Origin of the sequence: Catellatospora sp. TT07R-123, from assembly GCF_018327705.1 — a bacterium.
Taxonomy (GTDB): Bacteria; Actinomycetota; Actinomycetes; order Mycobacteriales; family Micromonosporaceae; genus Catellatospora.
Genome location: NZ_BNEM01000002.1, coordinates 2,629,888 through 2,651,593 on the forward strand (window position 1 = coordinate 2,629,888; position 21,706 = coordinate 2,651,593).

The window sequence follows — 21,706 nt, forward strand, 5'->3', positions numbered from 1 at the left end:
CGGACGCTCAGTCGCCACGTCAGCTCGGTGCAGTTTCATGTTCTGAAGTGACCCCATCGGCCGGACACCTCGAAGGTCCGTCGGTCGCGCCGAACCCATACGGTCGACCGACGAACCGAGTTGCGATCATCAGCGCATAGCAGGGCGCCTGAGGCGAGCCTTGTTGCGTCGACGCGGGGGCGTAGCACAACGACGCGCGAAACAGGTGTGGCTACCGCGGGTCCCATCGATCGCCTCGCGGTACAGGCCCAAGTCCACGGCGTCTGCGGTCATCTCGTCGAGCGTTTCGCGCCGTCGGCGGGACCAGTGCCCCTTATAAACCAGGACGTCACGCAAGGCGATACGCCGGCTGGAGTTCGGACGAGTGAACGGCAGGACGCCATCCTCCATCAGCTTGACTACCGTCAGCCGACCCACCCCCAGCAGTCGCGCCGCCTCACCTACGGTCACCAAAGTGTTCTGAGGTACGACGCGGACAGACTTCCCCTCCCCCAGGATCGCCAGGACCTCGTCTAGCGCCTCACCGACCGCCTGCGGCACTTCGACCGGCGCCTCATCATCGACGATCAAACGCAGGCGACGGCCGCCCAGCACGCGAAGAGCAAGACGCCGCAGCCCCGCCGTATCCGACCCAGCCCCGCCAGCAGATCCGACACTCACCTCGACAACCTCCGCAGCTCCCGCTACCCGCCAACGCCGACAACCCAGCCAACCGGACGCCATGCCGCTCAACGCCAACCATCACAGCATCCGCACCCTGTGAAACCCGCGAAGGGCGTGCAGGAGCTTGGACCATGTACTAACGAGTACCGCCAGTCCCGAAACGCACTCCCAGACGCGTACCGCAGAATGCCTCTCAACAGGGAAGACAGCTTCGTTGACGAAGTCTGGAGTCTCCGGGGCTACATGAACCCCAAGTACATGATCACGATGGCAGGGGACCTACTACTTCCATGATCAGCTGGCCGGGCGGTGACCGACCACGGTCATGATGCCGCCCGGCCGCTCCCACCTGCGGTGGCCACCGCGACGGACTCAGGCTCATCGGTTCGAGCCACGGCGACCCGCTCCGGCCGCAACGTCACACGCAGCCATCGCAGCCTCAACGAGGGGCGCCTCCAAGATCCGGGCAGGAAGCGGGCACGAAGATGACCTACCGCAGGTCACACCCGCGCACAGTGCAGACAGTGGCGGTCTTCGTGACCGCTGGAGTGGCTGGCCGCCGGACCTACTCGTAGAGGGCGATGGCCTCCGCACCCCGACCAGCCTTCTCATAGGCGACGGCCAGGTTGCTGCGGGAGGTCAGCGTGTGGGGATGCTCGTCGCCGAGTACCCGTCTGCGGTCGGTGAGGACCTGCTCGTAGAGGGCGATGGCCTCCGTAACCCGGCCCGCCTTCTCGTAGGCGACGGCCAGGTTGCTGCGGGAGGTCAGGGTGTCGGGGTGGTCATCGCCGAGCACGCGCCGACAGTCGGTGAGGACCTGCTCGTAGATGGCGATGGCTTCCGCGACCCGGCCAGCCTTCCAGTAGGCGACGGCCAGGTTGTTGCGGGAGGCCAGGGTGTCGGGGTGGTCATCGCCGAGCACCCGTCCGCGGTCGGTGAGGACCTGCTCGAGGAGGGCGATGGCCTCCGCGACCCGGCCAGCCTTCCCGTAGCCGCCGGCCAGGTTGTTGCGGGAGGCCAGGGTGTCGGGGTGGTCATCGCCGAGCACCCGTCCGCGGTCGGTGAGGACCTGCTCGTAGAGGGCAATGGCCTCCGCAACCTGGCCCGCCATCTCGTAGGTGTAGGCCAGGTTGTTGCGGGAGGCCAGGGTGTCGGGGTGGTCATCGCCGAGCACCCGTCCGCGGTCAGTGAGGACCTGCTCGACGAGGGCGATGGCCTCCGCAACCCGGCCCGCCGTTACGTAGGCGCCGGCCAGGTTGCTGCGGGAGGTCAGGGTGTCCGGGTGGTCGTCGCCGAGCACCCGTCTGCGGTCGATGAGGTTGTTGAACAACACCGTGACGGCGCGGGCCGTATCGCCCACAGCTCGAAGCGCTCGGCCCATCCAGTCGACCTGAGTCAGCAGCAGCGCGGGAGGGTCACCACCCGAGTTCTCGCGAACCGCCACCACGTGCCGGGTGAGTTCGTCGACCTCGGCTCGGCGCAGGGCCACCTGAGCCAACGGCAGGTCGTCGGTGATGACGTCGAGCAGTTGTGACGCCGTGTCGACGGCCTCGGCCAGGCTGGGCTGCGCGTCGTCGTGAGAGGCGAGGTATCGCACCACCCGCGCGGTCAGCCGGTGGACCACGACCACCACCCCGTCGCCCATGGCCCCGGCCGATCCGCTGAGCGTGACCAGCGACCAGGACGCCAGAACCTCCAGCGCAGGCCGCACCCCGCCGGACAATCCCAGCCCGGACTCGCCTCGAACCAGCAGCTGGCGGCTCACGCCATCGGCTGACAACACCGACAGGACCCCCAGCAGCCGTACCGCGTCCCCGGACTGGTCGGACGCGCCGACACCGGCCATGCTCAGCGCGGTCGCCTTCAACACCCCCGGATGGGACGCCCCCGACTCCTGCCGCAGCGTGTCATCCAAGGGCTCACTCGCCAGCAGGCGCAGATACTGCTCGTAGGTCTCGCCGTTGCGTGCCACGTAGGCGCCCGCCTGCGCCAGACCCAGCGGTAACCAACCCAACTCCCTGCCCAGCGCCGCCGCATCCGAGCCGTCGGGCAGGCCGGTCACCTCGTGCAGGAACGCCCGTCCTTTCGCTTCGGTGAACACCCCCACCTCGACCGCGGCAACCCCGTCCATCCGCAGGAACTCTTGCCGGTTCGAAGTGATCAGCACCTTGACCCCGCCACGCGTGGGCAGCCACTCCCGCAGTGCCTGCGGATCATCGACGTTGTCGAACACCACCAGCCGTCGCGCCCGGCCACCATCGCCCAGCCACCGCACCGCAAGGCCCGCCAGCACCTCCGGCGCATCGTCCGCACCGCCAAGGCCTCGCGCCCGCGCCACCTGCGCCAACCCCGCCACCGGACCCGACTCGGCGTTCAACCACGCCACCAAGTCGAACCCCGCTGCGTCACACTCACGTGCGAACGCCGCCGCCAACTGTGTCTTGCCCGCACCGCGCTGCCCCGGCAACGCCACCAACGCCACCCGGCCACGACCACCGACCGCCCTACGCAGCGCCTTCATCTCATGCAACCGCGTCTGGAAGTGCGATGACAGCAACGGAACCTGCCCGACGACCCGCGACGACAATTCGACCACCGGCGGATTACCCGCGTCACGGACCGCGCGCAAGGCACTGACTAAATCGGGCAGGAAGGCCATGGCAAGCGCCGCGACCGCCGTCGACACGATCACCACCGGCGGCTTGCCATCGGCGAGCAGCGACCAGACAACCGTCGCGCCTCCCACACAGCACGCCACGGCGATCAACCCGTACCTGAACCACCGACGACCGGTCACCACCGCAACCTATATACGACCATCAACCGGCAACACCGCCCGAACACCCGGGGCTGCCGCACCGATAGGTGACAGGTGCAGTCACGCGGCCTGACTGCCTTTGGGGTCATGATTGTCTCGACGGAACAAGCCCATGTAGTCGAGTCAACTCCGACCCGAAGCGCGCCCCCAAACGACTACAACAGGATGCCCCTCAACAGGGAAAACAGCTTCGTTGGCGAAGTCTGGAGTCTCCGGGGCTACATGAACCCCAAGTACATGATCACGATGGCGGGCGACCTGCTACTTTCATGATCAGCTGGCCGGGCGGCGATCGACCACGGTCATGACGCTGCCCGGCCGATCCTACCTATGGCGGCCACTGCAGGGGGACTCAGTCTGATCGATTCAAGCCCCGGTGACCTGCTCCGGCCGCAACGTCACGCGCCACCGTCGCAGCCTCAACGAGGGACGCCTCCAAGATTTGGGCAGGAGGCGGGCACGAAGATGACCTACTGGGGGTCGCACCAGCGCACGGTGCTGACGCTACCGGTCCTCATGACCGCCTAGTGGCTGGTCGTCGGCCCACTCGTAGAGGGTGCGGACCTAGGCGGCACGCCCGCCGTCTCGTAGGCGCCGGCCACGTTGTTGAGGTAGGTCAGGTGTGTCCGCCCGACGCAAGTAAGCGCACCGCATCTTCTGCTCGCCTCGCCATCCTGTAGGCCTTGGCAAGGTTGAGGCGCGTGGTCAAGGTATCCGGATGTTCAGTGCCCAGCACCCGCACCCGGTCGGTAAGCACGAGCTCGAACAGGTTGATCGCATCGTCCACCCGACCCGCCTCCCGATAGGCAACGGCGAGGCCGTGCCGCGTGTTCAAGGTGTATGGGTGGTCGGTGCCGAGTACCCGCAACCGGTCGGCGAGCACCTGCTCGAACAGGGCCATCGCATCGCCCACCCGACCGGCCTCCCGATAGGCAACGGCGAGGCCGTGCCGCGAGCTAAGGGTGTCGGGGTGGTCGGGACCCAGCACCCGCATGTGGTCGGCGATCACCTGCTCGAACACGCCGATCGCATCGCGGACCCGACCCGTCTCCCGGTAGGCGATGGCAAGGCCGTGGCGCGAGTTTAGGGTGTCGGGGTGGTGGGCACCCAGCACCCGCAACCGGTCGGCGAGCACCTGCTCGAACAGGGCGATCGCTTCGCCCGTTCGACCCGTCTCTCGGTAGGCGTTGGCGAGGCCGTGGCGCGTGGTCAGGGTGTCGGGGTGGTCGGCGCCTAGTACCCGCACGTAGTCGGTTAAAACCTGCTCATACAGGACGATCGCATCGTCCACCCGACCCGCTCGACGGTAGGCAACGGCGAGACTCTGGCGGGTGCGGAGCGTCTCCGGGTGGTCGACGCCGAATAGCCGCAGGGTGATCGGTCAGGACCAGCTTGTAAAGATCGATCGCCTCACCCACCCGACCCGCACCTCTGTAGGCGGTAGCCAGATTGTGGCGGTTGCTCAGAGTCTCGGGATGGTTGGAACCCAGCACCCGCACACGGTCGGTGAGGTTCGCCTCCAGCATCACGACCGAACCGGCGGCATCACCAGCCCCTCTCAGCGACTGGGCCGCCCAGTCGGCCTGTGCCAGTAGCAGGGCGGAAGGCTCACCGACGGTGTTGTCGCGGATTGCGCGTACGTGTGCGACCAGTTCGTCGACCTCGGTCCGGCGAAGGGCCACCTGCGACAACGGCAGTCCAGCCGACAGCACTCCCAGGAACTCCGCCGCCACCTCCACTGCGACACTTGCCGGCACTGTCGCATCGGGTCGTCGGCCGAGCAGCCGCACGATGCGTGCAGTCAGCCGGTGGACCGACACCACCACCCGATCCTGTCCACCGTCGACTGAACCTGACAGCGTCACCAGCGACCACCCCGCCAGCACCTCCAACGCCGCCAACACCCCACCCGACAAGCCAAGCCCCGACTCACCCTCTACAAGCAGGCGGCGGCTGGTCCCGTCCGGCGACAGTACCGACAACACCGACAACACCCGTACCGCATCACCCGACCCCGTCCACCTGACCAACCGCCGCCACACTCAGCGCCGTGGCCTGCCAGACCCCGACATGCCCCGCCCCCGCCTCCCGACGCAGCACCTCATCCAACCGCTGACCTGCCAACAGAACGAGATAACCCTGGTAGGAATGCCTACCGCGCGCGATATACGCACCGGCCTGAGCCAAACCCAGCGGCAGCCACCCCAGCTCCACACCCACCGCAACTGCCTCGGCGCCATCCGGCAACCCGGTGGTCTCATGCAGGAACCGGCGGCCCTCTGGCTCGGTGAACATGCCCACCGCGACCGCCGTAACTCCGCCCATCCGCTCGAACTCACGCCGGTTCGTCGTCACCAGCACCTTGGCTCCACCTCGGGACGGCAGCCATTCGACCAGGCCGTCTGGATCGACGACGTTGTCGAATACCACCAATCGTGACGCCTGGCCGTCGTCTTCCAGCCATCGCACCGCCGACCGTGCCAGCACCTCTGGCGCATCACCCTCAGCACCGAGCTTCCGCGCACGTGCAATCTCGGCAAGCCCTGCCACCGGCCCCGACTCCGCGTTCAACCACGCCACTAGATCGAACCCGGCTTTGATGCAGTCACGCGCATAAACGGCGGCCAACTGTGTCTTGCCCGCGCCGCGCGCCCCCGGCAACGCCACCAACGCAACCTCGCCCGGACCGGCCACCGCACTGCGCAGGGCCGCCATCTCAGCCATACGAGGTTGAAAATGCCCCGCCTCACGCGGCAGCGCCCCGACCACCCGCACCGCTGGGACCGCTCGCGAGTCATTGGGGAACGTTACGGCCGCCACAACTGCGACCTCTCCACCCGGAGGATCACCGTGAATACGGCCCAGCAGCCCAGGCGCGAACCCGCCTGCTAAGGCCGCCGCCACACCGGCGAGCACCGCAGCCAAGGGCTTGCCCTCAGCCACCGATGCCGCCGCCGCAGCAGCACCGACCCCACCCACTACCGCCGCGCTCAACCCCCGCCGAAGCCACCGCCCCATCATCGCAACCTATACACATCCATCAACATCACAACACCCCCAAACGCCCAGACACCGCAGGTGCCATGTCGGCAAGGCATCTAATGTGATGACGTTCCGCTTACCCGACCAGCCCGGCCGAAAGGGCCTGCCCCTGCCCGCGACGGTGTGCGCCGATTTCACAGCCAGTTCGGCAGCCGAGCGTTGCCCGGCGCACTCCCCGCCGCCCCCGGACTTACGTCCTGTCAACGTGAGGCTCCACGAGATGTTGGACAGCTCGACTCCACCTCATTACTGGCGTCTTCACGACATTCATGAAGATATCGACACATGGATTACATCATCGATCGTCCCTACGTCATGAACAGTGCTCAGACCGGCGACGATCAAGTAAACTGCCTGGTTGAACACCGCTATCGGGCGGTGATGCAGGTCCTCGACGGTGTACCCGTGGCGGTAGCAGCTCGTGCCGCGGGAGCGTCACGGCAATCTCTGTACTCATGGCTGCAGCGGTACGAGACCGAAGGCCTGGCCGGGCTGCAGGACAGGTCCCGGCGGCCGCACCGGTCACCGACACGGCTGGCCGCCGAGATCGAAGCGATGATCTGCACCCTGCGCCAGCAGTTCCCCGCCTGGGGACCACGGCGCATCAGCCACGAACTTCCAGCGCGTGGCGTGGCCGGCACGCCGAGTCGCAGCACCGTCTACCGGGTCCTGCTCCGCAACGGCCTCGTCCGGCCAGAACTGCAGCAGCACCGCCGCCGCTACCGCCGCTGGCAACGTGACGCCCCGATGCAGCTGTGGCAGCTCGACATCATGAGCGGCGTATTCATCGCCGACGGACGGGAATGTTCCCGACCGGCCCAGCTCATTCGGCAAGCAGCAGACTGGATGGGCCGTCGGCTCACCCCTCGCGACGAGACTCTGGGCCGCGATGCCGCGCTGGGGCTGCGCGTCGGAACGACCGTCGTAAGCGCGAGTGGTTCCGACGGTCCACAGGTGTCGCCAAGAAGACCCAGCTGAGCGGTCCATTGACAATGGTTAGCAGCTAGCATCCAGTTTCGTGTTGATGGAGGGCGGCCCATATCCGAGATTGTGCATACTGCCGTCGTTCACGGGGCCCGGCGGGCCGTACCATCCGGCTCCGTTGCAGACGGCACGGTGACGCCCTTAGAGATCTAGTCAGTGCCCGCTTACGTCGACGCGACGTCTGACCCGGCATGAGCAAGGCACGGCGGGCGACCGTCCCAACCGCCATCGAGCTGCCACTTCTGACTGGTCATTCGATTGCTGGAACTTCCGCGAAATCACTTCATTGAGAGGACCACATGGTCAATGAACGGCAATACGGGCGTGGGGTAGTCCCAGCCCTGGCCGCGCTGTCGCAGGGGACGTGTTACTGGCCAGCGTGCGATGAGCGGATCACCAAATTCGTGGCGGGCATACCTGTCAACAATTTCGAAATCGCCCACATCCGCGCCGCAAACAAGGGCGGTCGCCGCTATGTGGCGAACATGACCGATGAGAAGCGCAACAGCTTCGATAACCTTGTTCTGCTGTGCATCGTCCACCACAAGATCGTTGACAAGATTCGCCCGGACGACTTTTCGATCGACGAGCTGCAGCGGTGGAAGGAAGAGCGCGAAGGTCCTGGACTGGCGGCGCTGCGAGGGCTGCGGGGATTGACCGAAGACAGGCTGCAGGAGCTGATCGGAGGATCCTTTGCCGAAATATCGAGCCAGATCAACGATGCTGTTGACCGTCTCGGCGCCATCGATGCCGAAGCTGCCGACCTGTTGCGTCCACTGGTTCAGCAGCTGGCCGAGTCTAAGTTCACGAGCCGGTATCCGAATGAGGACGTGGCCAGCATGCTGCTGACAGCAGGGCGGAGCTTGAGCCACCTCGAGACATCTGCAACGTCGCTTATGCAAGCGGCGGATAAGGCCGCAAACGTCGCCGAGATCGCCGGAACTCTTATCAACATCACGAAATCGCTGCAGTCGCTACTTGAGGGCTTCAAGGCGGTGGAGGTGCGCCTTGGCCGGTTTCGCGGAATTATGTAGCGCTTCTGGCCATGTTTGAGTTGCGGCCACGACATCGATGTATGCGAACCCGACGCCATGGAGGAGCCGCCCGATACGCACTCCGATACGCGGCCCCGAGAACGCCGCTGAACAGGACAAACAGCTTCAGACCGAAGTCTGGAGTCTCCGGGGCTACATGAACCCCAAGTACATGATCATCATGGCAGGCGACCTGCTACTTCCATGATCGCCGGGCCGGGCGGCGACCCACATAGTCCCGACGCCGCCCGGCTAGCTCCCGTCACCGCAGGGCATTCAAGTTCCCGGCCAACTCGACGTGGACCCCGTCGACCTCGGCGACCGCCACATAGCTGTGGCGTCCCACCGTGTGAGCGTCCTTCTAATACGGCAGTCACGTTTGGCTGCTGGGCTGCTGTAACTCGCGTCTGCGGTAATGACTGGTTCGGGCGAGGGCTTGGTGTCGGCGTCGCCAGTAGGACCAGCGCAGCAGATGGGCGATGTCGGGTGGTCGGTGGTACAGCGCGTTGATCAGGCGCCGGGTCTCGGCGACGGTCAGGGCGACCATCTCGCTCGTGGTGGTGCTGGCCACGGCCAGGGTGGTGAGGGTCAGGACGGCCAGGGCCAGCATCGCCAAGATGGTGAAACGGTGCCAGGAAGTCCAGTTCCGGCACTGGTACTGGTCCAGGCCGACCTGCCCCTTGGCGATCTGGAACGTCTCCTCGACCGTCCACCTGCTGCCGGCGACCCGGACCAGGGTTCTCAGCGGTGCCGGTCGCGGGGTCCAGCAGCGGTAGAACGCGAGGTCGCCGTCGCTGTTGCGGCGGATGAGCAGGCTGTGCAGGCCAGGCCCGTCGTCGTGGACACCGACCCAAGCCCAGTCGTAGAACCGCTCACCTTTGGACCCGGGTCCGCAGCTGCGCCGCTGCCAGGCCAGCTCCGACAGCCAGGACTCGGTCACGTCGACGCGTTCTCTGACCACGGTGGTGACCTGGGCGTAGTGGTTGCGGGCCACGGCCAGGACGTAGCCGATGCCCAGCTCACGCAGCCGTTGCCGTAGGGCCGGGTCACGGCCGTATGCCTCATCAGCCGTGACGAAGCCAACCTGGACTCCGGCGGCGACCGCCGCGTCGATCATCTGCACGGCAAGGGCAGGCTTGGTCGCGAACTCCAGGTCGACCGGGATGCCCGCCTGCCGGCAGCGGTCGGGGTCGGCGGTCCACGACTTGGGCACGTACAACCTGCGGTCGACCAGCGCCCGACCGTGCGGCGAGGCGTAGGCCAGGAACACCGCGACCTGGCTGTTCTCGATCCGCCCGGCGGTTCCGCAGTACTGGCGCTGCACCCCGACCGAGCGCAAGCCTTTCTTCAAGAACCCGGTCTCGTCGACCACCAGGACCGCGTCCGGGTGCGCCAACCCGCCGACCACGACGCTGCGCAGATCAGCGGCCACCGCCTCGGCGTCCCACACCGCCTCCCGCAGCAGCCGCTGCATCCGCGAGGGCCGTTCGTGCCCGGCCGCCTCGGCCAACTGCCAGCAGTTCTTCCTGTCGACTCCTGCCATCAGCGCCCGCACGAAGTCCCTGGCCACCAGCCGCGGCTCGACCCGCGTGAACCGGACCGCGATCCGGCCCATCACCTCGTCGAACACCCGCGACGCGGCAGGCCCTACGCTATGCGCAGCGGCCACCGTCTTGCTTATTGACTTGTCCACAACATTCGATGATCAGACGGTGGCCGCCCTCACGCATCCGGGCAGCTCAGAGCACGAACCGGCACTGCCGTATTAAGAGGCGGGGTGGCTGGTTGTAGGCCGTGTCTTGTCCGCACCCTGATTCCGCCCCAGGCCGGAAGACGGCTCATACCCTTCGACGTGCGAAAACACGGTCAACGATGGTCATCGTTGGTCGCCATTTTCCAACGTCTGACGGCCCAGACGGCCCAGCGGACCAGACAGACTCCGAACGCGGGAGCAGCGGCAATGGCGACTTGACGCTGCGCACCGTTCACCGCTTCCGGGGTTATCCACAGGGACTGCCCGGCGTCGACTTACTTCGATAGCGTCACTGACGAAGGAGATCTCGGATGAGGAGTTGAGTTGGCGTTCCGGGTGGAGCCGGAGGCAGTGACAACTGCTTCGGCAGAGTTTCATGTCAGTGCGGACAACCTGTACGCGGCGGCTGACTATCACGGGCAGTACACCGATTTCGGGCTGCTGGGCACGGGGATCATCGTGCTGTTCAACGGAACGCACGACGACTTCCAGGAGCTGCTGTCCAAGCGCCTGGCCGACGCAGCCCGGATGCTCACCGGCAGCGCCGACGAGCTCGCTTCGGCCGCGGCCGCCTATGGCCGCATCGACGAGGCAGAAGCCGAACGGCTCGACGGGACCTACCCGCCGGTGGCACGTGACGCCGTACCGGCGATGTTCGGCGGTGAGCCTCGATGAGTCTCGCACTCCCGGTCGATCCGCTGGTGCACCTGTCCCCGGCACAACCGGTCAGACAGACCGCTGAGGGCGGCTACGTCAGCGTCACCTCCGTCACCGACCTGTTCAGCGTCTCGGCATGGGTCAACGAGGCCGTCAAGGAGCTGACCGGCTTCGACATCCTCACCTCCATCGTCCAGCCCTTGTCCGGGGACTGGGAACGCATCTCCCGCTACGGCGACGCCCTGAAAAAGACAGCCGCCTGCCTACGCGGCATCGCCGATAACGTCGCCACCACCAACACCACCCTCGACTACCGCTGGAACGGCAACGCTGCCGACGCCGCCCACACCTACTTCGCCAGCACTCACCGCTCCCTGACCGCACACGCCGACGTCCTCGACCGTGCCGCCACCCAGTATCAGCAACTTGCCGTGGATGCCTGGACGCTGTGCGAGGCGGCCAAGGGCATGGTGCAGAGCATCATCGACAAAGCCCTCCTCGCGATGATCTACACCGCAGCAGGAACCGCCCTGTGCGAAACAGGCATCGGCGCCGTCGCCGGATACGCACTGGCGACCATGGAAGTCGCATCCCTCATGCAGGACATCAACCGCGCCTCCATGCGGATACAGACCGGCAACATGCTCCTACAGACCGGCTTCTCCCTCATGGCCGGCATCTCCAAGGAACTCCAGGACCTCGGCCCGATCCCCACCATCGGCGCCGCCTACGACCACCCCCTGGCCAGGTGACACCATGACCACCCCCGAGCCACTACACCCCGACACCACCACCGCAGCCCTGCTCACCTCGGCGCTCAAGACCATCGCCGCCACCAACCGCAACCCCGCCCTACGCGACCTGGCCACCGACCTGCTCGCAGGCAACATGCGACTCCACGACCTGGCCAACGCCACGAACACCGCCGAACTGCTGCTCGGCACAGCGGCCCGCTTCGCCCACTTCCGCGACACCCACACCGACGAACAGCTGTCACGCCTTGCGGCCTACACCGGCAAGTACGCCCAAGCGCTCCGCACCACCCTGGAGAAGGACAGCCACGATGGCTAACCCCAGCTGGGAAGACTTCCGCCGCACCGTAGCCTGGGCAGCACTGGGCTTCTGGCTCCTACTCGCCCTAGTCCCCACAATCGCCGTCGCAGTCCAGGCAGTCCGCGGCGACTTCACCGCGGGCGAACTTCACCGGATGCTCCTTCTCCTGGTCCCACCAACAGCTTGCTACTCCGTCGGCGCCTACAACGCGATCCAGATCTACCGAGCCAACAACCAGGCCCGAAGCCGAGCGCTAACCTGGCGTGTCGTCGCGGCATACGCCGTGGGTATCTCGATTTTTCTGCTGACCGCCGCGCTCACCCGGTAAACGCCACCGCATTAGGCAGCAGTATCCGGCGTACAGGTCGACTCGTCCGTCGCCCTCCAGAACAGGACCCGGCAAGTCAGTCTGAGCTGGCATTTCGTCCGGTATCATCGGTCGCCAACCGTCGTCGTTGGTCATCGTCTGGCTGCCCAACGACGGCCCAGACCACTATCGGACGGCCCAGGAACGGCCCAGCAGAGCGGAGGGCTGGCAGCAGAAGGGGGTGTCTTGTCGACGCCGCCGACCGACTGCAGCCCCTGGACTTGTCAGCATCTCCTGGCCTGCGCAAACGTGGTCAACGATGGTCATTGGTGGTTAGCGTTCGCGAACGCCTGACGGCCTGAAACGGCCTGGACGGCCCAGGTCAGCAGAACAGTCCTGAACGGGGGAGCAGTGGCATTGTCAACTTGACGCTGCTCCCCCGTTGAAGCTTCGCCGCCAGTTCCAGCCGCATCCGCACCGAACAACGATCAGTTCACTCGTCGGATGGACACTGGCCGGGCCAGCACACACCCAACGCGCCGATCCCGACTCAGCCTGAAGTTTTAGAACTGCGTAACCCTGACCGTTGTCGTCCGTTATCTCTCCGGAGGCGATATGGGCGATCGACAGATACCGCAAGATCATGAGTCAAACTTTCCATCGGTCGAGTTCGCAGCCCTGCTTCGGCGGCGACTGATGTCGTCGGCCCTAGCTCGACCCCAAGGAACTCGCCATAGATCGGTTGTAGATCTTGACGGACGACGGCGAGCGATCCTTGCAGAGCAGCAAAACGGGCACACCACGCCGAAAGGCCGGCTATTTGGGTTGCCAGATCTTCCCGACAATGGATATTGGCTGGATATCGCTGGCGTTACGGCGGCGTTCTCACTCAAGCCGAAGACAATCACGAGCTGGTTGGCGCGCGGTGGTCCGCGACACGCCCCATTCCCGCCTGCGCAGCGTTTTCTCGGAAGACTGTATTGGCCATATTCCGAAATTGACCAATGGTATGAAGGTTACAAGTCGGGCAATCCTGAGGGTTCCTAGGTGCGCGCGAGGCGGTTCTTCGAATCTATGAGAAGATGGAAACCTTCTGTCGCATTGCGGCGCGTGACGAGGTGATCAATGGCAGCCAGCGGGGCCCCAGAGCCCTGGCGTGATTCACGCATGAACTGGACGAAGCACCCCAAGTCCTGGTTCCGAGATGCGCTCGCATTTGCCAAGAAGTCCGAATGGCAGTTCCAAAAAATTAAAGGTCACGGCTTCGGGCAGGTTCGCTGCTGTGATCCCGACACCATCGACGATGATCCCTGCGAATTCTTCATCTTCTCGACGGGCGAGGGCGGAGAGGGCGCGGCTCGTGGGCTACGGCAGCTTGTCGCAAACTGTACGCACAAGTCGGGCGAATCGATAGGTGCGCTCGAGGCGCTAGTTCTGAAGGTCGAAAAGCTGATCGAAGCAGCGAATGCAAAACTGGATCATTACGAGCAAGACCAGGAATCCTTGAGTCTTCTAGCTCGAGCAGAAGAACTGGTTTCCGACATTGAAGAACAGGCAGCCACGATAGATTACCTGCTCAGCAAGGCTGTAACCCACAGTGAAGCCTCTAACGCTGCGCTGGCTCATGCCACTGAGTTACTTGAAGGCTACGGCCTAGCTACTGCGCGCATTCAGGAAGTTGTTGAAGAGGCGGCGGAAACCCATACCATGGCCACCAGAGCTGCCAGAACTCTTCCCAGTGCGGCCATGGTTAAGGGCCTACGCATCAGACTCGTCGACGCAAAAGCGCAACTCGCGACAGTGCGCCGTCGTTTGACCGAAGCGAAGCAGGTCGTGGGCGACTTGGAGTGAACCTGTTGGCAAATGCCAACAGGGTTTCGTATGCTAGTTCCTCTAGGTGCGAGGTGGGTGAGGTGAGATGTTGTACCGCATCCCGTTACGTGTAGACGGCATCAACTTAGATGATGATGCGACGCTTCGTCAGATCAGCCGGCATCTGGCCGATCTGGGTTGGGCTCGTGTCGGTGGACGGGTACTGGCTCTCATCTATGTTGAGTGTGAACCGGTCGGTGCGGCAATCCAGGCTGCACGACGTATAACAAACCACTTGAGCGCTACCGTCCATGAGGTTGACCAGGATCTCGTCAGCATTCCAGCTATTGCGATCCGTGCCGGCGTTTCGCGGGAAGCGGTTCGTCAGTGGGCGGATGGCACCCGTGGCCCCGGAGCGTTTCCTAGTGCCATTGGCGCCCTAGCTGGCGGCGATCGTGGTTCCCAGAAGGTTTGGCGCTGGGCGGACGTATCTCGGTGGCTAGCCGAACACTACGGCATTGAGGAAGATGACCTTCTTCTTTCGCCTGCTCAAGTCGCTGCCATCAACAACGCCTTGGCGCAGAACCACGATTCGATAGATAGCGAATTCGAAGTCGTAAGCTCCAGTGAGCAGACACTTCCCATGATTGAAAATGACCCTGAGCCAGTCGACCTGGGAGCAGCGCTCTCACGTCATATTCGAAACCGTATAACTGAGATTAGTGTTCAGGCCGGCGCAGATCTTCCCCGGACTTTCACTGTACAGTGGGTCCTGGCTCCTCATCATCGCGGGGCTTCGCATGGCAAGTCGTAAGGTGCGAAAGAGCGAAGGCGCTAGCAAACTTACAATCTCGGAAAACGATCTTTCGAGGCTTGTGGAGAAAACCCAACTAGAATCCGTGAAAATCATTAAATGGGCTGGTGAGGTTTTTTCCGAAGACTCCGATGGGGTCAGTCAAATCCGGCTGTCGTCCTCAAAGTCCGTAAAGACGCTAAGTCGTGCGTTCCAATGTCGGTACGACATGGCAGCAACGCTGTTTGCGGATGACGACCATGAACTGGCAGAAATCGAAGTTGTCGTAATCGCCTCGTTCATTCTTGACGAAGAAAAGATAAGCCGTGCGTTCGTCAATTCTTTCCTCGAAGAGGTCGGCTATTTTGTAATATTCCCTTACGCTCGTGAAGCGCTGCAAGCGATGTCTATGAAATTGGGCGTTGGGCCTTTTACTCTAGGCCTGTTGCAGCAAGGCCAGGCCGCACCCGCGACTGCGTCCGTACGGGGATACACGTTGGAACCCGGCTCGAAGGCTGAAGATCCGGTTGCCGATATGGCCTGACTGGCTGCTACACGGGTTAACCCGAGAACACCGTCAAGAGTGCCTTGACGGTGTTCTTTCGTATGACGCGAAGCCTCCTCTACGACCGAATGTCTGGATCGCCTAGCCCTCGTGGCTTCCTAACGAGTGGTGATCTCCTTGCGGCGGCGGTCTTGACCAGACCGCAGGGGCCGGGGGTCGGCGTAGCGCAGCGGAGTTGACCCCCGGGCGCTGTGGTACTGCCTTTGTGGTGACGACGTAAGGAGATCACCACCCGGACCACGGACCAAAGCCACCCACTCGCCTGGCGCCATCCGGGGCTGGATCTCTGCAGCGGTGGCCGGGGTTCGGGGCAGCGCCCCGAGGTCTTCAAGCGTCGGGCGCTTCGCTGATGGCAACCGCCGGCCTTCCACAGCGCAGTCGCCCGGCGGGCCGCGACCCGGCCGCGTGGACCCAGTCCCGGCTGGCGAGCCCAACCCCGGCGGCCCGGCGGCGACGGGCAGTTCCCGCCGCGGTTGTCGTCGACGCGGCCCTCCGATCCGCTGCCAGTACGCGCTAGGCGTCAGGGTAGGCGGCGCCGGGCGCAGGAGCATGCGACGCGGCCTGGCGCCGCGCCTGGACAGCGGCGCGTGACTCCTACCTGCCCAACCTGCCGACAGTCGGAAAGGGCCGGAACCGTCTCACGTCCGCATTAGATTGTTGTGCATGGATGAAGCGACCGCTCCTGTCGAGGATGCCGACAGGCCCGCAACTGAACGCGTCGAGGTCAGCCGTCGCGTGACGGCCGATGGACGCACCATCACCGTCCATGCGACTGGTGATGGGCAACGGGTACGGGTCCAACTCGCGATACAGGATGCAGAGGGCAATGAAGCCGGTCGTCTGAACGGTGAAATCGCCCTGGCTGACATGACCCAGGCAGGACAGACACTGGCGGCGTTGATCGGGTCGGTCGCGGTTGCGGTAGGGCAGGCGAAGCCAAGTCTCGGATTGGACCAGCTGCGCCAACGACACCCCAACGCGTACCGGCCGTGGACCGACGAGGCCGACGCGCTGCTCACCGAGCGTTTCCAGGCAGGCGCGCCATTGGTCGACCTGGCGGGCGAGTTCGGCCGCAAGACCAGCGCGATAGTTGCGCGACTGGTCAGGCTGGGTTTGCTGCCGCCTGATCATCCCCAGACTGACGCACAGTTGGCGGCTTACCTGCCGACGGCGGCGCGCGACGACAAGGTCGACTGGATCTGACCGACGGCGGCCTTCCTGGTCGCTACCCGGCACGCCAGCCGATGGGCGTGGTCATGATCGTCCGGCCTCCCATGGCCGCCGGACGACACTGACGCTCGATCGGCGGCGTGCGCGGCCCTCAGGGCAGCCTTGAAGTCGTACAGAAAGTTGTCACAGCATCATCTGCCGCCGCCTTGTGCTGTCCCGGTACCTGCTTGACATCGGCGTCCCAGGAGCTGCTTGACCGCCCCGGTCGCTGCGAGGTTGACCTAGTCGGCCTGTGCGTTCCGGTAGCGCCGCCACAGCAGCACGCGCCACTCGTTCGAGCCCTCCACCGGCTCGGACGTGACCAGCGGGGACGGGGCGGACTCCACCAGGTGGAGAAGCGTCCAAGCCAAGCCGAAGCAGTTATCACCGCCGAAGCAGCCCACCAGGAGCTGGGCCTCTTCGTCTGTCACTGGAGCTGCGATCGCGTGTAGCCGACGTTCGAGCTCCTCAAACGCCTCATCGCCGTCCTCAGAGTCGTCCTGCTCCGAGGGCAAGCCGCCAAGGCGGCAAAACGCCACGACCTCGTCCCTGACCGCCACAGCTGCTTGTCCTCCCCTGATCTGGCGATGAAGGTACTAGATCATCGGTCAAGCAGCTACTGTGACGGATCGGTCAAGCCTCTCCTGGGACTAGACACATCTGCCGCCGCCTTGTGTTGTCCCGGTAGATGCTTGACATCGGCGTCCCAGTGGCCGCTTGAAGGGTGCCGAGTTTGGCCTGTTGATCGCTTGATGTTTGCGAGCATCGCGCGATACGGGCCAGGCCGGGCTGCCAGGACAGAGTCACCGCCAACCACACAGCCCTTCATGCCAAGCGGTCAAGGGCCCGATCGGCACACAGCCGACCGGGCCCCTTCTGATTGCCTTTCACCAGTTCAGTCGCTATGCGCGCGGCTTGACCAGTTCCCTGGATGGACCGACGATCGACGGCCCCCACCCATTAGTTGATCATGCGAGGTAGCGATCATGGCGAAACGAACTCGTGCCACACACCGCATCAGACAAATCGAAGAGATGGCCACCAGGCGCGTCGCAATCTACCTGCGCCGCTCCACCGACGAGGAACACCAGCCGTTCAGCCTCGAGGCCCAAGAGGCAAAACTGCGCGCCTTCGTCGCATCCCAGCCGGGCGAGTGGCAGATCGTGGCCGTCTACTCCGACGACGCCTCCGGGGCCACCACCGACCGACCGGAATTGCAGAAACTCCTCCGAGCAGCCCGTGCCGGCCTGTTCGATACCGTGCTCGTCTACCGCGTAGACCGGTTCTCCCGCCGCCTGCGCGACCTGGTCAGCCTGCTAGACGACCTGACCGAGGCCGAGGTCGTGTTCCGATCGGCCACTGAGCCGTTCGACACCTCCACTCCGGTCGGACGCATGCTCGTACAGATGCTCGGTGTGTTCGCCGAGTTCGAACGTGAGGTCATCATCGACCGCGTCATCGCCGGTATGGAGACCAAAGCCAAACAGGGCAAATGGAACGGCGGCGCCCGACCCGTCGGCTACGTGGTCGACCACGCCTCCCAGAAGTTGGCGATCATCGACTCAGAGGCGAGTCTCGTCCGACTGATCTTCGACTGGTACACCCGCGAGCGGCTGGGCACCAGATCGATCGCCACCCGGCTCAACGAGCGCGGCCTGCGGACCCGTTTCAACAAGCCCTGGTCAGCGCATACCGTCGAGGGCATCGTCACAAACCGGGTCTACCTCGGCGAGAAGAAGTTCGGCGAGATCGTCGTAGCCGGCGCCCACCCCGCGATCATCGACACCTCACAGTTCGACCTCGCCCAGCGCATCCTGGGCAAACGCAGCGCCGACATCGGCCAGCGCGCTGCCAACTCCTCCGACTACGCCCTGACGGGAAAGATCCGCTGCCCCGAATGCGGACGCAAGTACATCGGCACCGCCGCACACGGCCGCAGCAACCGCTACCGCTACTACGTCTGCTGGAGTCGCGCCCGCTACGGCAGCAAGGCCGGGTGCAACCTCCACCGCTTCAACGCCGACGCCCTCGAAGCCGCCGTCACCCAGGCATTGCTCGACTTCTACAGCGCCGGCTACGACCTCATCTACCGCGCCATCACCGAGTTCCAGGACGAGCAGCACAAGACCGCCCGCAGCAGCACTGACCAGATCGAGGCAGTCCGACGCGAGCTCAGGCAGACCGACGCGGCCCTCGACAAGTACCTCGACGCATTCGAACGGGGAACGTTCGACGACCAAGACGCCAACGTGCGCGAACGGTTGGCCGCCCTTAAAGAACGAGGCAAGCAGCTGCGCGCCCACAAGGCGCAGCTGGAATTCCAAACAACCCAGCCTGCCACCGCGCCAACCCCCGCGCAGCTCGCCCAGATCACCGCCCAGATCGGCGAGATCATCAGCCGAGGTAGCCCCACGGTACGAAAGGCGCTGTTCGAAGCCCTCATCGAGGAAGTCCAGATCAACTCGGACGACAGCCTGACACCGGTCTTCCGGCTACCATTACTGACCAACGACGAAGGGCCAGCCCTAGACGGACCAGCCCTTGCAATCATCGGTGACGCGAACCTGGTTCGCGCACTGCTACCTATGGTGGGCCGCACTGGGATCGAACCGATCAGACCGTCACGCCTGTCGCCTCCGCCGAACCGGTGGACGATCATGGACATCAACCCGCTAGTTCACCTCGTTAACAGCCTAGCAGCCGTCATCGATGCCTGGGTAGATCTTGGCACGAGTCCCAGCCCGGAGGCTGCCGTGCCACCAAAGTTTCAGCATCCCGATGACGACAATCCCCTCGGGAACATGATCCGCCGCATCGCGGTCTTGGTCTAGCCCGACAGGGCGGACGCATAACCTCCGCAAAGTGGGCTGATGCACTCATCTGCCCGCTGCCGAACTTGTCGTTTCGGCGACCGGAACAATCCTGAACATTCAGCCCCGTCAAGCGTTGCTCGCTGGACTTTTCCGCACCCGCCAAAACTGAATGGAGGTTCCCGCATGGCAAATATCCGCGCGCGAGACCGCAGCGCATTTCCATTGGGGAACAGTGCAGAACAGCGATCCCGAACAGCCTATATCAACCAATGACGACTACAATCCAGACGGGCCGGGACGCAATTCAGGCGACCTGTCGGTGATCCCACCCAATACACCACCGACGTTCGGCGCACGCGCCACCAAGGTGCTGCTTCGGCTTTTACTCGACGTCCGTGACAAGCGCAGGAGCCAAGGGAACAGTCACACAATGGAGTCTCAATGAATACACACCACCTCCTCGGAACATCGCGTTATGCGAATTGTTTCGCGTTCTACGGACGAGTCTCCACGGAGGACAACCAAGACCCCGAGTCATCGCACAATTGGCAATTTATGCTCGCCGATAATCTCATCAAGCCCCTTGGCGGAAATATAGTCGACAGCTTTTTCGACGTGGGCTCTAGCCGCTCCATTCCATGGCCTCGTCGCCCCGACGCAACCCGGCTCCTAGCGGCCCTCAGAGACCCAAACCGAGGCTTTGACAACGTGGTCATCGGTGAGCCCCATCGCGCGTTCTACGGCAACCAGTACGGCCTAACGGCTCCGATCTTCGCCCACTTCGGCGTCAGATTGTGGGTGCCCGAGGTCGGCGGACCTATCGATCCGGACAACGAGGCCCATGACCTGGTGATGTCGGTCTTCGGCGGCATGAGCAAAGGCGAGCGGACCCGCGTGAAGGTGCGGGTCCGTAGCGCCATGGCCACCCAGGCGCTCATACAGGGCCGCTACCTCGGCGGACGACCACCGTACGGCTACACGCTCAAGGATCTCGGTCCACATCCAAATCCGCAGAAGGCTGTCGACGGCAAACGCTTGCAGGGCCTTACGCCAGACCTACAGACGGCCCCCGTCGTGCAACGCATCTTCCGCGACTTCCTCAACGGAAACGGGATCTTCGCGATCGCGGAGGCCCTGACCAGCGACGGAATCCTCTCACCTTCGGCATACGACCAGGAGCGCAACCCTCATCGCAACGGTCGCGCCTGGGCGAAAAGTGCCGTCCGCGTGATTCTCACGAACCCGCGCTACACCGGTAGACAAGTCTGGAACAAGCAGCGCACCGACGAGGTGCTTGTAGACGTGGATGATGTGGCACTGGGGCACATGCCCGTCATGCGGTGGAACCCCCGGGATAAGTGGATCACCTCGCAAGAGGTCGTACACGAGCCTCTCGTCAGCGACGAGGTCTTCAACACCGCTCGCGATCTGCTCGGGTCGCGGGCACACACGCCCGCCGCCCACAAGCCACACCGCACACGGCACCCGTACGTCTTCAAGAGCCTCATCTACTGCTCGGTGTGCAACCGCCGCATGCAGGGCCAGCACTCCCACAACGTCGCCTACTACCGCTGCCGCTACCCCTCCGACTACGCCCTGGCTAACCGTGTCGACCACCCCAAGAACGTGATCATGCGCGAAGACCAGGTCAGCGGCCCAATCGACCACTGGATCGCCTCCGCCTTCGACCCCTCACGACGCGACCAGACGATCGAACTGTTAACTCGCCAGCTCGGCGCTGAGGTCCGCCCGGCGATTCCACGGCAACGGGCCGCTGGCGACATCACCGCGGAGTTCGACAAGAAGATCGCTCGGTACAGGCAGGCCCTCGATGAGGGAGCAAGCCCGGCGGTCGTGGCGGGTTGGATCGCCGAGGCTGAGCAGCAACGCGATAAGGCACTGGCAAGCGGTCCCGCTGCGTACGAACCCGACGCGGTCAGCTCGATGACCACCGAGGACATCGCCTCGCTCATCACCGAACTGGGAAACATCGCTGTGGCGCTGGAAGAAGCAGAACCAGAAGACAAGCTCGACCTGTACCGGAGCCTGCACCTGAAGCTGACGTACTCAGCAGAAACACAAACGGTGCACGCCGAGATTGATCTTGGCAAGCACCGTTGGGATTTGGTTGGTGTCCGAGGGGGGACAGGGGCATAGCTTTACAGCACCGGCGATGGAAACCGGTGTCCATGCGTCCCGACGA

General features: G+C 64.3%; 17 protein-coding genes and 1 pseudogene. 11 read left to right on the top strand and 7 right to left on the bottom strand.

Features of this window, described 5'->3' with window-relative positions:
* Nucleotides 1-129: 129 nt before the first annotated feature.
* The 5 genes from Cs7R123_RS31505 to Cs7R123_RS31525 all read right to left on the bottom strand — a co-directional run bounded on the left by Cs7R123_RS31505 (nt 130) and on the right by Cs7R123_RS31525 (nt 6,196).
* Nucleotides 130-660 (bottom strand): excisionase family DNA-binding protein, encoded by a 531-nt coding sequence (locus Cs7R123_RS31505; protein ID WP_212831917.1) that lies wholly within the window; start codon nt 658-660, stop codon nt 130-132.
* 568 nt (nt 661-1,228) lie between these two features.
* Complete coding sequence (locus tag Cs7R123_RS31510; protein WP_212831918.1) at nt 1,229-3,460, bottom strand: tetratricopeptide repeat protein; 2,232 nt, start codon at nt 3,458-3,460, stop codon at nt 1,229-1,231.
* 637 nt (nt 3,461-4,097) lie between these two features.
* Complete coding sequence (locus tag Cs7R123_RS31515; RefSeq protein ID WP_374707101.1) at nt 4,098-4,859, bottom strand: tetratricopeptide repeat protein; 762 nt, start codon at nt 4,857-4,859, stop codon at nt 4,098-4,100.
* A complete protein-coding gene (locus Cs7R123_RS31520; protein ID WP_212831920.1) occupies nt 4,747-5,466 on the bottom strand; it encodes a tetratricopeptide repeat protein in 720 nt (239 codons plus the stop codon). The genes Cs7R123_RS31515 and Cs7R123_RS31520 overlap by 113 nt, the downstream gene beginning before the upstream one ends.
* A 19-nt stretch (nt 5,467-5,485) precedes the next feature.
* The gene (locus Cs7R123_RS31525) at nt 5,486-6,196 is read right to left on the bottom strand and encodes a hypothetical protein (protein ID WP_212831922.1); all 711 of its coding nucleotides are present in this window, start codon (nt 6,194-6,196) and stop codon (nt 5,486-5,488) included.
* A gap of 642 nt (nt 6,197-6,838) precedes the next feature.
* Here Cs7R123_RS31525 and Cs7R123_RS31530 point away from each other — a divergent pair.
* Both Cs7R123_RS31530 and Cs7R123_RS31535 read left to right on the top strand, forming a co-directional pair.
* Nucleotides 6,839-7,330, top strand: a pseudogene (locus Cs7R123_RS31530) (helix-turn-helix domain-containing protein); the annotation flags it as partial.
* A gap of 476 nt (nt 7,331-7,806) precedes the next feature.
* Complete coding sequence (locus Cs7R123_RS31535; RefSeq protein WP_212831926.1) at nt 7,807-8,541, top strand: hypothetical protein; 735 nt, start codon at nt 7,807-7,809, stop codon at nt 8,539-8,541.
* Between the two features lie 373 nt (nt 8,542-8,914).
* Here Cs7R123_RS31535 and Cs7R123_RS31540 read toward each other — a convergent pair whose 3' ends face one another.
* Nucleotides 8,915-10,156 (bottom strand): IS701 family transposase, encoded by a 1,242-nt coding sequence (locus Cs7R123_RS31540; protein ID WP_212834567.1) that lies wholly within the window; start codon nt 10,154-10,156, stop codon nt 8,915-8,917.
* 462 nt (nt 10,157-10,618) lie between these two features.
* Between Cs7R123_RS31540 and Cs7R123_RS31545 the strand changes: the two genes are divergently transcribed.
* The 7 genes from Cs7R123_RS31545 to Cs7R123_RS31575 all read left to right on the top strand — a co-directional run bounded on the left by Cs7R123_RS31545 (nt 10,619) and on the right by Cs7R123_RS31575 (nt 16,684).
* On the top strand, nt 10,619-10,969 hold the full coding sequence (locus Cs7R123_RS31545) for a type VII secretion target (protein WP_212831928.1): 351 nt from the start codon (nt 10,619-10,621) through the stop codon (nt 10,967-10,969).
* Complete coding sequence (locus Cs7R123_RS31550) at nt 10,966-11,703, top strand: hypothetical protein (RefSeq protein ID WP_212831930.1); 738 nt, start codon at nt 10,966-10,968, stop codon at nt 11,701-11,703. The genes Cs7R123_RS31545 and Cs7R123_RS31550 overlap by 4 nt, the downstream gene beginning before the upstream one ends.
* A gap of 4 nt (nt 11,704-11,707) precedes the next feature.
* Nucleotides 11,708-12,022, top strand: a complete 315-nt coding sequence (locus Cs7R123_RS31555) for a hypothetical protein (RefSeq protein WP_212831931.1) — start codon at nt 11,708-11,710, stop codon at nt 12,020-12,022.
* A 1,456-nt stretch (nt 12,023-13,478) separates the two neighbouring features.
* The gene (locus tag Cs7R123_RS31560) at nt 13,479-14,162 is read left to right on the top strand and encodes a hypothetical protein (protein ID WP_212831932.1); all 684 of its coding nucleotides are present in this window, start codon (nt 13,479-13,481) and stop codon (nt 14,160-14,162) included.
* A gap of 67 nt (nt 14,163-14,229) precedes the next feature.
* A complete protein-coding gene (locus tag Cs7R123_RS31565; protein ID WP_212831933.1) occupies nt 14,230-14,937 on the top strand; it encodes a hypothetical protein in 708 nt (235 codons plus the stop codon).
* On the top strand, nt 14,924-15,460 hold the full coding sequence (locus tag Cs7R123_RS31570; protein WP_212831934.1) for a hypothetical protein: 537 nt from the start codon (nt 14,924-14,926) through the stop codon (nt 15,458-15,460). The genes Cs7R123_RS31565 and Cs7R123_RS31570 overlap by 14 nt, the downstream gene beginning before the upstream one ends.
* A gap of 684 nt (nt 15,461-16,144) precedes the next feature.
* Nucleotides 16,145-16,684, top strand: coding sequence for a hypothetical protein (locus tag Cs7R123_RS31575; protein ID WP_212831935.1), 540 nt, complete (start codon nt 16,145-16,147; stop codon nt 16,682-16,684).
* A 248-nt stretch (nt 16,685-16,932) separates the two neighbouring features.
* Here the strand turns inward: Cs7R123_RS31575 and Cs7R123_RS31580 are convergent, their stop codons facing one another.
* On the bottom strand, nt 16,933-17,250 hold the full coding sequence (locus tag Cs7R123_RS31580) for a hypothetical protein (protein WP_212831936.1): 318 nt from the start codon (nt 17,248-17,250) through the stop codon (nt 16,933-16,935).
* Nucleotides 17,251-17,676: 426 nt separating this feature from the next.
* Between Cs7R123_RS31580 and Cs7R123_RS31585 the strand changes: the two genes are divergently transcribed.
* Together Cs7R123_RS31585 and Cs7R123_RS31590 are read left to right on the top strand one after the other, a co-directional pair.
* Nucleotides 17,677-19,521, top strand: a complete 1,845-nt coding sequence (locus tag Cs7R123_RS31585) for a recombinase family protein (RefSeq protein WP_212831937.1) — start codon at nt 17,677-17,679, stop codon at nt 19,519-19,521.
* A gap of 423 nt (nt 19,522-19,944) precedes the next feature.
* A complete protein-coding gene (locus tag Cs7R123_RS31590) occupies nt 19,945-21,660 on the top strand; it encodes a recombinase family protein (protein WP_212831940.1) in 1,716 nt (571 codons plus the stop codon).
* The last annotated feature ends 46 nt before the right edge of the window (nt 21,661-21,706 follow it).

What these genes read in the sequence shown, in the direction of transcription:
- Cs7R123_RS31555 (WP_212831931.1), top strand. Translation starts at nt 11,708, where the DNA reads ATGACCACCCCCGAGCCACTACACCCCGACACCACCACCGCAGCCCTG.
- Cs7R123_RS31525 (WP_212831922.1), bottom strand. Translation starts at nt 6,196, where the DNA reads ATGGCGGCCCTGCGCAGTGCGGTGGCCGGTCCGGGCGAGGTTGCGTTG.
- Cs7R123_RS31565 (WP_212831933.1), top strand. Translation starts at nt 14,230, where the DNA reads ATGTTGTACCGCATCCCGTTACGTGTAGACGGCATCAACTTAGATGAT.
- Cs7R123_RS31585 (WP_212831937.1), top strand. Translation starts at nt 17,677, where the DNA reads ATGGCGAAACGAACTCGTGCCACACACCGCATCAGACAAATCGAAGAG.
- Cs7R123_RS31540 (WP_212834567.1), bottom strand. Translation starts at nt 10,156, where the DNA reads ATGGGCCGGATCGCGGTCCGGTTCACGCGGGTCGAGCCGCGGCTGGTG.
- Cs7R123_RS31575 (WP_212831935.1), top strand. Translation starts at nt 16,145, where the DNA reads ATGGATGAAGCGACCGCTCCTGTCGAGGATGCCGACAGGCCCGCAACT.
- Cs7R123_RS31560 (WP_212831932.1), top strand. Translation starts at nt 13,479, where the DNA reads ATGAACTGGACGAAGCACCCCAAGTCCTGGTTCCGAGATGCGCTCGCA.
- Cs7R123_RS31535 (WP_212831926.1), top strand. Translation starts at nt 7,807, where the DNA reads ATGGTCAATGAACGGCAATACGGGCGTGGGGTAGTCCCAGCCCTGGCC.
- Cs7R123_RS31550 (WP_212831930.1), top strand. Translation starts at nt 10,966, where the DNA reads ATGAGTCTCGCACTCCCGGTCGATCCGCTGGTGCACCTGTCCCCGGCA.
- Cs7R123_RS31590 (WP_212831940.1), top strand. Translation starts at nt 19,945, where the DNA reads ATGAATACACACCACCTCCTCGGAACATCGCGTTATGCGAATTGTTTC.
- Cs7R123_RS31570 (WP_212831934.1), top strand. Translation starts at nt 14,924, where the DNA reads ATGGCAAGTCGTAAGGTGCGAAAGAGCGAAGGCGCTAGCAAACTTACA.